The following is a 14908-nucleotide window of genomic DNA, read 5'->3' on the forward strand; positions in this document are numbered from 1 at the left end:
AGAAATGAAAAGGACCTATCAAGCACTGGTATTAGCATTCCTATCAAGCATCGCCGTCGGAACTTATTCCTGTACAGGCGATTTTGAGGAAATCAATACAAATAAGACAAAACTGACGGAGCTGGATGAACTCGGTACAGAGAATGCATTCGCTGCTGCCCAATACCGATCAATCCAGGCGAGCTGGCAGACATTTCAAAGCTTGTTTGCCGATTTGCAGAGTCAATATTTTGCCAATGTCGCACAAAACTTTTCCTCGGACCGCAACGTCATGGTGGGTAACTGGCTCAATGGCGCGTGGAGCGGTTTCTACGGGACTGCGGTTCCTGCCCTCATAGGCGTATTGGAAAACACCGGCCCTGGCGGTAAATATGCCAATCCTGGGAAATTTGCGATCGCAAACATCTGGAAAGTATATATGTACCTGCCGCGTACCGACTATTGGGGGCCAATTCCCTACTCGCAGGTTGGTAACGGAGGTCCGGAGGTGCCCTATGATTCGCAGGAAGCCATTTACAAGGACTTTTTGACAACGCTCAAAACTTCTGCGGACGCATTGCAGGCATTTAAGGGAACGAAAATTTTTGGCACTGTCGATCAGATCTACGCCGGCGATGTCGACAAATGGATTTTGTTCGCGAACACGCTGCGTTTGCGCATTGCCATGCGGATGTCGAAAGTGGAACCGGCCCTGGCCAAAACGGAAGCCGAATCAGCTGTTGCGGCTGGCGTTTTTACAACCAATGCGCACGACGCATTTCTGGCTGTTAACGCCAACTCGTTTAACCCCATGAACCAGGCCACGGCTTGGAATGAGTTTCGGATGAGTGCAGCCATGGAGAGCGTTCTCAAAGGATATTCCGATCCGCGCATGAGCCGGTACTTTGCGCCTGTCCCTGGAACCAGCAATTTCAAAGGATTGCGTAACGGGTATACCCAGGGAGAATTAGGTGCGCCGGAAAACAACGCTAGCGCTACATCCAACGTGGCCGACCGCTTTTTACCCGCAGTGCAGAATGCTACTCCTTTCGCCATTATGTACGCGTCAGAAGCGTATTTCCTGCGTGCAGAGGGCGCGCTTAAAGGCTGGGCAATGGGTGGTACAGCAAAAGATTTTTATGAAAAGGGCATTGAAACAGCATTTAAACAGTGGGGCATTGCCGATGCAGCCGCGATAAGTGGTTATACCAATGGTACTACCACGCCCATTGCACTGAATGACATGGCGAAGACCCCGGCGCTTTCAGATATCCCGGTGAAATTCTCCGCCGATCCGGCCAAGCAACTCGAACAAATCATTACTCAGAAATGGCTCGCCAATTATCCCAACGGCCACGAAGCCTGGGCTGAATACCGTCGCACCGGTTATCCTAAGTTGTACGCACGCATTAATTCGGATAACCCCGATTCGCCGAAAGATGCTGTTGTACGCCGCACGCCTTTCGTACTTGGTGAGCAGCAAACGAATGCGAAGGCGGTGACGGATGCGATTGTCAAGCTCGGCGGGCCGGACAAATCAAGTACGCGCCTGTGGTGGGATAAGCCCTGATTTTAGCTATTTTGTGAAAATGAAAAGGCAGGCCGTGTGTCTGCCTTTTTGCAATCCCGTAAACCTATGCGTAAAATTTTACTCCTGGCAATACTTCTTTCAGGCTGCAAAAACGACGAGACACTTTTCACGCTGCTCGACGCTGGCAAAACCGGCGTCGACTTTAATAATTACATTGACGAGGATGAGGAAAACAATGTGCTTCGTTACGGGTATTTCTACAATGGGGGAGGTGTGGCGGCTGCGGATTTCAATAACGACGGGCTGATCGACCTGTACTTTACAGGCAATATGGTCGCCAACAAGTTATACCTCAACCGCGGCGATATGGAGTTTGAAGACGTCTCGGAGCAGTCAGGAACGGGGTTGAATGAGGGATGGAAAACGGGCGTTTCGCTGGTGGACATTAACGATGACGGCTGGATCGACATTTTTGTGAGCCGCGCCGGCGCGCAGGACCCGCGCTTGCGTACGAAGCTGCTGTACATCAACAACGGAAAAACGGCGGACGGCATCCCGACCTTCACCGAAAAAGCAGCCGAATATGGTCTCAATGACGCATCTTACACCACCCAGGCCGTATTTTTCGATTACGATCGCGACGGTGATACGGACTGCTTCCTGCTCAACCATTCGTTGCAGAAATATGCCGGATTCAGTAACCTTCTCGCCGATTACCGCCAGCAACGCAACGAGGCCTATGGTAACAAACTGCTGCGGAACGACGGCAATCGTTTCACGAACGTCACCGACTTTGCCGGCATCGTGTCCAATGTCCTCAGTTTTGGATTGGGGGTGAATGTAAATGATTTCAACAACGACGGTTGGCAGGACCTCTACATTGCCAATGACTATAATGAAAACGATTACCTCTACCTGAACGAGCGAAACGGCAAATTCAAAGAAGTAATCCGCGAGGCGATGGGGCACGTGTCGCTGTATTCGATGGGCACCGACGCCGCCGACCTGAACAACGATGGCCTGATGGATGTGGTGACGCTGGATATGCTGCCGAACTCTAACGAACGCATCAAACTGACCTCAGGCGATGACAACTACGACAAGTACCAGCAACTCCTGCGGGCCGGTTTCCATGACCAGAGCATGCGCAATATGTTGCAGCTCAATAATGGCGTGAACGCGAACGGCATTCCGGTTTTTAGCGAAATAGGGCAGCTTGCCGGCATTTCCAACACCGATTGGAGCTGGGCCGCATTAATGGCCGACTTCGATAACGACGGCTGGAAAGACATTTTTATCTCGAACGGCTATGCGCGGGATTATACCAATATGGACTTCCTCAAATACTCTGCCGACAAGCAGGTAGAAGGCAACCACAGCGGCAATGCGCCAAAGCAAATGGAGATCATCGCCCAGATGCCGCCTATCAACGAGCCCGATTACATTTTCCAAAACCAGAAGAACCTCACATTCGCGAAAAAGGTAAAAGAATGGGGTTTTGAAAAAGAAAACCAGTCAAACGGCGCTGTGTATGCCGACCTCGACAACGACGGCGACCTGGACCTCGTCACCAACAATGTTGGGCAAAAGGCCTTCATTTACCGGAACAATGCCGGGGAAATGCTGGGTAACAATGCTTCGCTGCGGGTGAGGCTATCGTCGCCGAAATATGCTTACCTGGCCGGCGCGAAAGTGACCTTGTACAGCGATTCCCTCACACAAACGCAGAACTTCATCCCCGTTCGCGGCTTCCAGTCGGCGCAATGGGATGCGCTGCACTTTGGTTTAGGTGGAAAACCGCGGATCGATTCGCTGGAAGTAACCTGGGCCGACGGCCGCAGGCAGAGCCTGAAAAACGTGAGTGGTAAGGAAGTCACGCTCCATTACACCGATGCCCGCCCCGCGCCCGCCAGCCGGGCCGTGCAGGAGGCATTATGGGAACCGGCACCGGCCATCGATTTCACGCACACCGAGGATGAGCGCAACGATTTTCGCATCCAAACCCTGCTGCCCGGCATGCTTACCTACCAGGGACCGCGTTTAGCACAAAAAGACCTGAATGCCGACGGCACCGACGACTTTTACATCGCAGGTGCCCGCGGCCAGGCGGGGGCATTGTTCGTCAGTAGCAATGGCACCTTCCGGAAATCCATGCAACCCGCATTCGAGGCCGATGCCGGATTTGAAGACGCGGACGCGGTATTTTTCGATGCCGATGGCGATGGGGACCAGGATTTGCTCGTGAGCAGCGCCGGTTATGAGTTGAATGCAGATGACCCGCTGCTTGCGCCAAGGCTGTATTTAAACAGCCAAAACATTTTCAAAAAGGCACCGTTCCCGGCTGGCGTGCTCAATGCGGCGGCAGTGGCAGTGGCCGATGTGGATGGCGACGGCGACCTCGATATTTTTCTCGGCTCGCGTGTTTCGCCCGGCCGCTTTCCCGAAAGTGCGGGAGGGGTATTGCTGATCAATAACGGAAAAGCGGTGTTTTCGGACGCAACCGCCAGCCTCGCTCCTCAGCTTCGCAATGCGGGCATGGTAACCGATGCCGTGTTTGAAGATTTGAATAAAGACGGCTTCCCCGAGCTGATCCTCACGACCGACTGGGGGCCGGTGCAGATTTATGCCAATAACAAAGGAAAACTGGCGAATGCAAGCGAAAAATGGGGCACCGCAAGTCTCCACGGCTGCTGGAATGTGCTCCGGCCGGCTGATCTCGACGGCGATGGCGACACCGATTTTGTAGTAGGTAATATGGGTGTAAACTGGCAATGGAATATCACTTCGCCAACAGGTCTGTCGCTCTACGCGGCCGATTTCGATAACCTCGATCGCATCGTGCCCGTCGTGGCCGTGACGGAAGGAGGCAAGGAATATCCATATGCAAGCCGCGACGAACTCCTGGACCAGGTGCCTTCATTGAAAAAGAAATACACGGATTATATCGGCTATTCCAAAGCTACCCTGGCCGACATGCTACCAGCCGAAAAGTTGAAGACGGCAAAACGCCTCGAAGCAAGGGAATACCGCTCGGGTGTCCTGGAAAATGTGAATGGAAAACTGGTTTTTCACGCCCTGCCCATGGAGGCGCAATTCGCGCCGGTGCATGCGATACTGGTGCACGACATGGATGGTGATTGGAAAAAGGACATCGTCTTGGGCGGCAATGCCAGCCAGGCAAGGGTAAGAATGGGCAAAAGCGACGCCAGTCTTTTGCAGGTATTCACAAACAAAGGCGCATTGAAATTCCATTACCTGCCCCAAAAGCAAAGCGGCTTTTATGTAAATGGTGACATTCGCGACCTGGCCATTGTGAAGGCCAATGCCACGCACTACCTCGTCGGGGCGATCAACAACGGGCCGGTGATAACATACCGTTTCAGGCCCCGTACGGCATTGTGACAGGCCCGCGTCCGCTGCGGAATGTGCGAAAACGGCGGGTGCGAAACCGCTGTGCCACAATTTCTGAACGCCGGGAGGCCGAATATGACCTGAAAATAGTAGTTTTGGGTTCTCAAATCGCCGCGTTTCGCAGATAATGATCAGATCGTTTGCCGCTCTATTATTGGTTTTAGGCATGCTCGGGCACCACGCCAGCGCCCAGGAAACGTCCATTACAGAATGGAAAAAGGACCGCGACGAGTCACATGAACCGCCCAAAAGCATCCGCGAGAATGAAGCCGGCGCTTCCACGCTTCCTAAATGGAGCTTCGGCCTGAACGCTGGTTATGCCCACCGGCTATTCCGTGGAGGGCAGGTGACCAGCCATGACGAGCAGGAATATATCAAAGATCTCAAATCCGGCATTGCATTCGGCGGTGACATTGCGTGGTTCCCCTGGAAACACGTCGGGTTTGGCCTGCGTTATGAAATGTACAAAGGCAATGCCGAGCGCGACAGCTCACAAAGCGAAAAGGTGACTATACAGCATTTGAGCGGCGCGGTAATCCACCGTTCGTTCCTTAAAAACGGCAAGACCGCCATTCTTACCTCCCTTTTGCTCGGCTACCAGCCCTACGAGAACCGAAGCGCCGTAGGCCGTCAGGAATTCACATTTTCCGGTAAAACCATGAACTGGGGCGTCAGTGTGGGCATCGAGCAGCCCATTTCCCCCAAATTCGCTCTCAACCTCACCGGCACCGCCATGATGGGCGCCATCTACCGCCTCCAGCGCAAAACCGCCATCAACACGGAAACCCTGCATTTGTCAAAAGACGACAGCGTAGACCTGTCACGTTTTTCGCTTACGCTGGGATTTCGGTTTATGTGAAATTCCCAAAAGCTGTTTTGCCTGCCAAAACCACACCTGCCCTCAGCTAATGCAGAAGGGCTTGGTTGCGTGGCGCTGTTTTTAGCGGCTTGGGCAAATGGAAAGAAAATGTTATTCTTGGTAAGAAGAGCATCTTACAATTATGGTAGTTGAGCGAACAAACGACGAGGTGATCATCAGGCTATCCGCGAATGTAAAGGCGGAAGAGATTCAGGCTATTATCGACTTTGCGCGGTATCAGGAGCTTGTGTCGGGCTTGGATGTGTCGCAGGATGCCGTCGACGAATTAGCCAGAGTGACCAATAAAGGCTGGTGGGCTGAAAATCGAAGCCGGTTAATGAAATGAAACTGGTGGTGGATACCAATATTGTTTTTAGCGGGATATTGAATTCGACCAGTCGCATCGGTAATTTCCTCGTTAACCCTCCTAAAAATGTTCGCGAGTTTCTTCGCGCAGAAATTTCCAAGCACAACGCAAAATTACTGCATCTAACCCGACTTCCCGAGGAGGAGCTGGAAGAGCTGGAACGCCTCGTAACCAGTAAGATCACGTTCTTCAACGAGGCGGTGATACCAATCCAAAAACTAATTGATGCCGAGCGTCTGCTCATTGATGTCGATCCTAATGACACCCCGTTTGTAGCACTAGCGCTTGCATTCGATGCAATTCTATGGACGGGTGACAAAGTTTTGATAGAAGGTTTGAGAAGAATGGGTTTTGAGCAAATCATCACCACGGCAGAACTCGCCGGTCTGCTTGAATAAACGACTAGACCCATAATTGCATACTTCAAAACAGGACAACACAGGATACACCCTATTTCAGTTATAACTAACTAGGGGAAAAATTGCATTAAACAGTCTTCCTATTATTATCCCTTTACTCACTGAGATTGAACCTTAATCCTTTCATCATGAAATTGAAACAATTCTGCATTTGCTTCCTGTATGCGGCATTTGCAGTGGTGTTGAGTGCGCATGTCGCGGCTGCGCAGTCCTCGAAAAAAAGTAAGAAAGCGTCGGGTAATGCGCCGCTCGTCGTGTTTGTGACCGGCGACCATGAGTACAGCGGCGAAGAAACACTTCCCATCGTGGCTGCCGAGCTGGAAAAGAATTACGGCATGCGCACAATCGTCCTCAAAGCATATCCCGATCACAACAGCGAAAAGAATATTCCGGGCCTGGAAGCGTTGAAGGACGCCGATCTGGCCGTTTTTTACCTCCGCTGGCGACAGTTGCCGCCGGATCAGCTGGCGCATATCGAGGCCTATCTCAAAACCGGTAAGCCGGTGATGGGTTTCCGCACGACGACGCACGCATTTAATTTCCCGAAAGGACATGAGAGTGAGAAATGGAATGCTTTCGGCGAGTTTGCATTGAATTCCCCTCCGGGATGGGGCGGCGCTGCCAAGCACACGCATTATGGACATAATAGCAGTACCGACGTGACGGTAATTCCCGAACAAGCCAACAATCCGATCCTCACCGGCGTGAAAGGCCCCTTCCACGCACGCTCGTGGCTCTACCGCGTGCTGCCCGATTATCCTACCAAAGGTTCCACATGGCTGCTGATGGGTAAGGCAGTGAATCCCGACAAGGCGGCGATCGACAACCCGGTGGCCTGGACAGGCACCAATTCTTTCGGAGGAAAGGTTTTCATGACTACCCTCGGCCACCCCGACGATTTCCGCGAGGAGCCGTTCCAGCGACTGGTGATCAATGCGATCCATGACGAGCTGGGGCTGAAAATCCCGAAAGAATGGAAGGGCAAAATGGATATTCAGGTCCCTTACCGCGAAGCCAAATAACTTTTACATAACGCTACCTAAAACCCAATCTAAAACCTTTTCAAATGTCTAAACCCAAAAAAATCAGCGTTTATTCATCGCTTATTGCATTTGGACTGGCAGTCATTGCATTCAGCGCATTCCGCCTGAACCAGCCGGCGCCGGTCAAGATCGGCAAGGGTACGCATATTTCCCTCATCGGCAACAACCTCGGGTCGCGGATGATGAATTACGACAACTTCGAAACAGAGTTGTACATGCGCTACCCCGACGACAACCTCATTATCCGCAACATGTGCGACGGCGGCGACACGCCCGGCTTCCGCCCGCACGCGAGTCGCAACACGCCCTGGGCGTTCCCGGGCGCGGAGAAGTTCCAGACAGAGCTGGCCAACCCTTCTCAAAGCGAAGGCCACCTCGAAACGCCCGACCAATGGCTTGCCCGCCTGAAAACTGACGTGATTATTTCTTTTTTCGGGTATAATGAGTCATTTGAAGGCAAAGCGGGACTGGCCAACTACAAAGCCGAGCTCGACGCATTCATTAAATGGACATTGCAGCAGAAATATAATGGCACCTCGGCGCCGCAGTTGGTGATCGTTTCGCCCATCGCATTTGAAGATCTTTCTGCTAAATATGACCTGCCGAATGGTAAAAAGGAGAATGAAAACCTGCTTTTGTATACCAAAGCCATGAAGGAAGTGGCGGATCAGAATAAAGTTCTGTTTGTGGATGCATTTGCCCCTTCGCAAAAGTGGTATGCCGAAAGCAAGGAAGACCTGACGATCGACGGCTCGCAGCTGAATGCGGAAGGTTATAAAAAACTGGGCGTATTGCTTGCCGACAAAATCTTCGGAAAGGCGTCGGTAAAAGGTAAAAACCGGGAACTGGTGCACGCTGCCGTGGACGAAAAGAACTGGATGTGGCATAACGACTTCAAAATCCCGAACGGCGTGCACGTATATGGCCGCCGCTACAATCCATTCGGTCCGGACAACTATCCGGCAGAAATCGAGAAAATCCGCCAATTGACCGACATTCGTGACCAGGCGATCTGGCTGGCTGCTTCGAAAGGCGAGAAAACGGACCTCGCCGCGGCGGATAAGAGTACCCGTACATTGCCGGAGGTTAAAACCAATTTTAACCCCGAAAAGAACGGCAGCCTTACTTATTTGTATGGAAAAGAAGCATTGGCAAAACTGAAAGTGCCGGATGGTTATAAGATCGAGCTTTTCGCTTCGGAAGAGGAATTTCCGGATCTGGCTAAACCAATGCAGATGTCGTTCGATAACAAAGGCCGCCTTTGGGTAGCTACAATGCCGAGCTATCCGCATTACAAGCCGGGCGATTCGAAACCGAACGATAAGATCATCATTTTCGAAGATACCAATAACGACGGCAAGGCCGACAAGCAAACCGTTTTCGCCGATGGCCTGCATTTACCATTGGGTTTTGAAATCGCCAAAGAGGGCGTTTACGTTTCGCAGGGCACCAACTTCAAATTGCTGATCGATTCGAATGGCGATGGCAAGGCCGATAAAGAGGAAATCCTGCTGAGCGGATTCGACGATCACGACACGCACCACAATAGCCACGCATTTACAGTGGACCCGTCGGGTGCCATCTATTCCGGCGAGGGCGTATTTTTGCATACCAATATTGAAACCTCGTATGGTCCCGTACGTGCGACGAACGGCGGTTTCTACCGCTACGCACCGCAGCTGAAAAAACTGGAACGCACCGCACAGCTGTCGATCCCGAACCCCTGGGGAATTGCATTCGACGATTGGGGACAGCCCTTCTTTGCCGAAACGTCGAGCCCGGACGTGCGCTGGATGCTGCCTGGTTCGGTATTGCCGCGTTATGGCGAGGCTACCCACAAATCGGTGCAGCTCGTGGAAGACAAGCACCGTGTTCGCCCGACTTCCGGACTGGAATTCGTGTCAAGCCGGCATTTCCCGGATGAGCTGCAAGGCGACTTTTTGATTAACAACACCATCGGATTCCTCGGAACGAAGGAGCACACACTCACCGACGACGGAACCGGCTATAAGAGCCGCCATCGCCAGGACCTGGTCGTGAGCGACGATCGCAACTTCCGCCCCGTGGACATGGAATTTGCGCCGGATGGCTCATTGTACGTGATCGACTGGCATAATATCCTCATCGGGCACATGCAGCACAACGCCCGCGACCCGCTGCGCGACCACTCACACGGCCGCGTTTACCGGATTACGTATCCGTCGCGCCCGCTGGTAACGCCGGCGAAAATCGACGGCGCGAGCATTGAACAACTGCTCGATAACCTCAAATTACCCGAGTACCGCACACGCTACCGCACACGCCGCGAGCTGCGCGGCCGCGATGCCTCACAGGTGCTGTCCAAACTCAATACCTGGGTGGCCGGCCTGGACAAGAACGACCCGCGTTACGAACACCATTTGCTGGAAGGCTTGTGGGTAAGCTGGGGGATGAACAAGGTGGACCAAAAGCTGTTGAAGCAGGTATTGAATGCCAAAGATTACCATGCCCGCGCGGCTGCGGTGCAGGTGGTGCGCTATACCGGCCATCAGGTGCCCGACCAGGCTGATTTGCTGATGCAGGCGGCGCGAGACGAGAATAGCCGCGTGCGGTTAATGGCCATTGTAGCGGCGTCTTGGATCGGTAAGGAAAAAGGCCTGCCGATTTTGGCCGAAGCCCAGAAAAAGCCACTCGACGACTGGATGATCCACGCGCACGAAGCTGCTGTGGCGCATTTGAAAGGCGAAAATGTGAAGAAAACGAAGCAAAATGTAGTTGCCACGAACCTGAAAGGGAACGACCTGATCCTGTTTAACCAGGGGCGGCAGATTTACGCGAAAGAAGGCTACTGCGGCACCTGCCATCAGCCCGACGGCAAGGGGCTCGAAGCCTCCGGTTTCCCTCCGCTTTCGGGGCCGTGGGTGACGGGCAGCGACGAGCGCCTGATCAAGATCGCGTTGAACGGCTTGCTTGGGCCAATCGAAGTGAATGGCAAGAAGTATCCCGGCCAGGTGCCGATGACGCCGTTCGCGGGCTTGCTGAACGACACTGAAGTGGCCGCGGTGCTGACTTATGTGCGTAATTCGTTCGGAAATAAAGGCGCGGCGATCCCGCCTGAAAAGGTAAAACAGGTGCGTGCCGCCACCGAAAGCAAGAAAGACTTCTATTCGCCCGAACAGCTTTTAAAAGAGCATCCTATCGAAAAAATGTAGGGAGAAGCTACTATAAACATTTGACGACACAAAGAGCGGAAGTTTTTCTTCCGCTCTTTGTATTTTGGACAATTAGTTCGTCGTTATTCGGTCACTAAATAATTACAAACTAGATGTAGATTAACGACGATAAACGTTTAGTTTTGTTTACCGACCAGCCGAATCTATCACGTTACTATAAGTCTCAGTCACACGTCATGCTTCGATTTTTACCAATTGTTGCCATTTGTGCCGTTAGCCTGTTGTTTTTCCTTTATAATTACCACTTCTCCGTCGAATTTCCGTTTCAGGACGACTTTCTCTTTATCCAGTTTATCGATGCGGTTTCGGCCGATAATGCCGGGTTCACTGATGTGGTCAGGGAGATGTTCCGCACATTCAACGACCACAAAGCGGTAGTTCCGCGGTTTATTTCCCTGCTCGACTATGAGCTTACCGGGCGCTTGCATTTGCGCTTCTACATCGTGCTCGTATCGATCAACCTGATCTATATTTTTTATTTTTTATACCTCAATTTCCGCAAGGCAAACCTGCCGCTTTACTATTTCATTCCTGTCCCGTTCCTGTTTTTCCACCCGCTGTACCACGACGTTTCCGGCTGGGCGCTCACGGGAATGCAGCATTCTTATCTTACCGCATTCACGGTGACGGCCATCACGCTGGTGTCGCGGGGCACGAAGCCGGCGTTCTATTTGGCGATGGTGTGCTGTTTTCTGGCCACTTTTACGCATGGAAACGGGATATTGTCGTTCCCGGCGATCATTTTTTTCTTTTTATGCCAAAAGAACTTCCGAAGCGCGGTCCTGACGGGCGTTTTTATGATCATCTGTCTGGTGATTTATCTGGCGGGCTATGAATCGGGGCAAGCGGTTAATTTGCCCAAAAGTGCGGGGTTATTCTTCTCTTCGTTGTTTGGGTTTGTGGGTTCGGCGATGTCGCTTTGGGGCGATGCCGAATTGTGGTCGGCTTTGTGGGGCCTGGTGATCGTGGTGGGCATGCTGCTGGTGACGATACGCGTCGCGGCGGTGTATTGGAATAAGCCGGTGCGCGTGAAGCCCGGAACGATCGAATTGCTCACGCTTTTTGCATTCATTTTCATTTCGAGCACGGTCATCGCCGTTTTCAGGTCTTGGGCCGGCACCACTATTGCGAGCCGTTTTCAGCTTTACGCCTCGCTTTCGACCTGCATCTTCTACATTTTCCTGCTATTTTACACCGATTTTTTCAAAAAGAAATGGGTGTTCACCTGCGCGCTGGCCCTGAGCGTGTTTTACTGGGCCTACTCGCATTACCGGTTCACGGGCATTGTCGCGTCGAAGAAAACGACCTACCTGGCCGATATTTATAACTGGCGCAACAACCGGAGCATGTTCTCCGTCGAGCGATCCATTGTCGAATACGGCGCGTTTTACCTGGTGCCTGGTTACCAAAAGGGCTATTTCTGGCTGCCGGAGGCGGTGGTGGAGAAAAAGGAGCTGGAAGCAATGTTCGCCGAAGGGAAACCGACGGTCGACAAAGGTATCTATGTCGAAACGTGGGACATCCATCGGGTGGTGCGGGACGGCGTGGATGATTTGACTTACTACTTTGTGTCGAGCAATGTGTCCCCGCCGCGGAAGCGCTTGCTGGATGACCGTTTCCTGGTGATGAAGAATGCCAATACCGGCCTTATTTACCTCATTAATGCGAATCCCAAAGTGGAGGCGCGCAAAAACATCATCACCGAGGGGCATTACTACAAGCCGGGCTTCAATACGCTGCTGCGGGAAAACGACCTCGATGCGGGCAACTACCAGCTGGCGATCCTGGATGTTTCCGGCTCGGGCGACAAATCTTTTTACCCGCTCGGCAGAATGCTCGTCGCCACGGGTGATGCCTATATGCTGAAATAACGCCCGCACCGTTCGTACATTCATTTGCTGCACCTGATAATGGATAATGCTGCGATTCCGGCATTATCGGTCAACATAGAAATATCATATTTCTGTCTGGTATGCGCTCACGCCGTTGTTCGCTTCCGAAGGCGCGCGGAATGGCACTTTTGCGATGGGTTTTACTAGGTAAAACCATAAAAAATTCGTATCTTTACGTGCTTAAAAAGCCAGATAATGGTTCTTTTTATCCAAGTGTAAAACAAACTATATGTCAAACGAAGCAGTGCTAGAAGTAAACAGCTATTCGGCTGAAAATATCCAGGTTCTTGAAGGTTTAGAGGCCGTTCGTAAACGTCCGGCAATGTATATCGGTGACACTGGCTTCAAAGGCGTTCACCACTTGATTTGGGAGGTTGTAGATAACTCCATCGATGAGGCGATGGCGGGCTATTGTGACACGATCAATGTTACGGTAGAGAAAAATAACTCAATCACCGTGAAAGACAATGGCCGTGGGATTCCTACGGGCATGCACCCCAAAGAAAACAAATCGGCTCTGGAGGTCGTTCTGACCGTTCTTCACGCCGGTGGTAAATTTGACAAAGATACATACAAGGTTTCCGGCGGTTTGCACGGGGTAGGGGTATCGTGCGTGAACGCGCTCTCGATCCATTTGCGCGCCGAAGTACACCGCGAAGGCAAAATATTCGAACAGGAGTTCAGCGAAGGCAAGCCGCTTTACCCGACCCGCGTGATCGGTGACTCGGAGAAAACCGGGACGATTATCCACTTCCTGCCCGATGCGACCATTTTTACAGTGACCGAATACAAGTATGAAACGATCGCAACCCGCTTGCGCGAGCTTTCGTACCTGAACAAAGGAATCCGCATTACGCTCGAAGACAAACGGGAAGAGGACGAAAACGGCCAGTTCCGCGGCGAAGAATTCTATTCCGAAGTAGGTTTGAACGAATTCGTGACCTATCTCGACGCCACCCGCCAGCCATTGATCCCCGAGCCGATCCATATGGAAAATGACAAAGGCGTGATCCCCGTGGAGGTGGCGATGATGTACAACACTTCGTACAGCGAGAACGTGTTCTCGTATGTGAATAACATCAATACCATCGAAGGCGGTACCCACGTTTCCGGTTTCCGGGCTGCATTGACGCGTACTTTGAAAAACTACGCCGAGAAATCCGGTATTCTGGCCAAAGAAAAAGTGGAGATCAGCGGGGACGACTTCCGTGAAGGACTCACCGCCGTTATTTCCATTAAAGTAGCCGAGCCGCAATTCGAAGGTCAGACCAAAACCAAACTCGGTAACTCCGAGGTGACCGCCGCCGTGAGCCAGGTAGTGGCCGAAATGCTCGAAAACTACCTCGAAGAACACCCGAAAGAAGCCCGTGTGATCATCGACAAGGTGATCCTGGCAGCGAAAGCGCGTATTGCCGCTAAAAAGGCGCGCGAAATGGTGCAACGCAAGAATATCCTCACCGGTACGGGATTGCCAGGAAAGCTTTCCGACTGCTCCGAAACCGACCCGAACGTGTGCGAATTGTACCTCGTGGAAGGGGACTCGGCGGGTGGAACTGCCAAGCAAGGCCGTAACCGTGCATTCCAGGCCATTCTGCCGCTTCGTGGTAAAATCCTGAATGTAGAGAAAGCACAGGAATACAAGATCTACGAAAACGAGGAGATCAAGAACATGTTCACCGCAATGGGCGTGCAGATCGGTAAGGACGGCGACGAGCGTGCATTGAATATCGACAAGCTCCGTTACCACAAAATCGTAATCATGACCGATGCCGATATCGATGGTAGCCACATCCGTACCCTGATCCTGACGTTCTTCTTCCGTTATATGAAGATCCTGATCGATAATGGCTACATCTACATTGCGCAGCCGCCTTTGTACCTCGTGAAAAAAGGCAAGGAAGAGCGCTACTGCTGGACCGAGCAACAACGCGAAGAGGCGATCCGCGAGATCGGCGCCGGCAAGGAAGATTCGGTGAACGTACAGCGATATAAAGGTTTGGGTGAAATGAATGCCGAGCAGCTATGGGAAACAACCATGAACCCTGAGCGCCGCAGCCTGAAACAGGTTTCGGTGGAATCCGCTGCCGAGGCCGATCACCTGTTCTCCATGCTGATGGGCGACGAAGTTGCCCCTCGTCGTGATTTCATCGAGAAAAACGCCAAATATGCCCGCGTTGACGTTTAGCCATTAGTAT

9 protein-coding genes are annotated in these 14908 nt (G+C 52.2%); all 9 read left to right on the top strand.

Translation table 11 applies throughout. The features are described from left to right. Window positions 1-4 precede the first annotated feature (4 nt). Entirely contained in the window at window positions 5-1549 is a 1545-nt protein-coding gene (locus tag DFER_RS24800; protein WP_015814419.1) for a SusD/RagB family nutrient-binding outer membrane lipoprotein, read from the top strand. Between the two features lie 66 nt (window positions 1550-1615). Continuing rightward, a complete protein-coding gene (locus tag DFER_RS24805) occupies window positions 1616-4912 on the top strand; it encodes a VCBS repeat-containing protein (protein WP_015814420.1) in 3297 nt (1098 codons plus the stop codon). A gap of 136 nt (window positions 4913-5048) precedes the next feature. After that, a complete protein-coding gene (locus tag DFER_RS24810) occupies window positions 5049-5780 on the top strand; it encodes an outer membrane beta-barrel protein (protein ID WP_041735483.1) in 732 nt (243 codons plus the stop codon). Between the two features lie 142 nt (window positions 5781-5922). Next, entirely contained in the window at window positions 5923-6126 is a 204-nt protein-coding gene (locus DFER_RS24815) for a hypothetical protein (RefSeq protein WP_015814422.1), read from the top strand. Continuing rightward, window positions 6123-6545, top strand: coding sequence for a PIN domain-containing protein (locus DFER_RS29340; RefSeq protein ID WP_015814423.1), 423 nt, complete (start codon window positions 6123-6125; stop codon window positions 6543-6545). The genes DFER_RS24815 and DFER_RS29340 overlap by 4 nt, the downstream gene beginning before the upstream one ends. A gap of 149 nt (window positions 6546-6694) precedes the next feature. Further along, window positions 6695-7588 carry a ThuA domain-containing protein gene (locus tag DFER_RS24825; protein WP_015814424.1) on the top strand — a complete coding sequence of 298 codons (894 nt, stop codon included), beginning with the start codon at window positions 6695-6697 and terminating at the stop codon, window positions 7586-7588. 44 nt (window positions 7589-7632) lie between these two features. Further along, window positions 7633-10800, top strand: a complete 3168-nt coding sequence (locus tag DFER_RS24830) for a PVC-type heme-binding CxxCH protein (protein WP_015814425.1) — start codon at window positions 7633-7635, stop codon at window positions 10798-10800. Between the two features lie 197 nt (window positions 10801-10997). Next, entirely contained in the window at window positions 10998-12692 is a 1695-nt protein-coding gene (locus tag DFER_RS24835; RefSeq protein ID WP_015814426.1) for a hypothetical protein, read from the top strand. 250 nt (window positions 12693-12942) lie between these two features. Continuing rightward, window positions 12943-14898, top strand: a complete 1956-nt coding sequence (gene gyrB / locus DFER_RS24840; protein WP_015814427.1) for a DNA topoisomerase (ATP-hydrolyzing) subunit B — start codon at window positions 12943-12945, stop codon at window positions 14896-14898. Window positions 14899-14908 lie beyond the last annotated feature (10 nt).

The sequence above is a fragment of the Dyadobacter fermentans DSM 18053 genome (assembly GCF_000023125.1).
Classification (GTDB): domain Bacteria; phylum Bacteroidota; class Bacteroidia; order Cytophagales; family Spirosomataceae; genus Dyadobacter; species Dyadobacter fermentans.